This window comes from Vibrio sp. 10N.222.49.C9, from assembly GCF_041474985.1.
In the GTDB taxonomy this organism is placed as follows: Bacteria; Pseudomonadota; Gammaproteobacteria; order Enterobacterales; family Vibrionaceae; genus Vibrio; species Vibrio crassostreae_C.
Genome location: NZ_JBFRVD010001164.1, coordinates 1 through 318 on the forward strand (window position 1 = coordinate 1; position 318 = coordinate 318).

Annotated in this window: 1 protein-coding gene; it reads left to right on the forward strand. The window is 43.7% G+C overall.

The features are described 5' to 3' along the window. On the forward strand, positions 1-318 hold a 318-nt coding region (locus tag AB4585_RS27385; RefSeq protein WP_372171896.1), incomplete at both ends, for an alpha-amylase family glycosyl hydrolase.

Here is a 318-nt window from a genome sequence, read left to right on the forward strand (position 1 = left end):
CGCAGTTTTAAAGACTCAAACAACGACGGCATTGGTGACATCAATGGTGTTCGTTCAAAACTCGACTATCTTCAGCAACTCGGTATTAATACCCTTTGGTTAAGTCCAGTTTACGATTCACCTTGTGATGACAATGGATACGACATTCGTGATTATCAGGCCATTCTAGCCGAATTTGGCACTATGCAAGACTTCGACTTATTGCTGGAAGAGTGCCATCAGCGAGGTATGAAGCTGGTAATGGATTTGGTGATCAACCATTGTTCGGATGAGCATGAGTGGTTTGAGCAGTCGAAACAATCAAAGACAGGGCCGTAT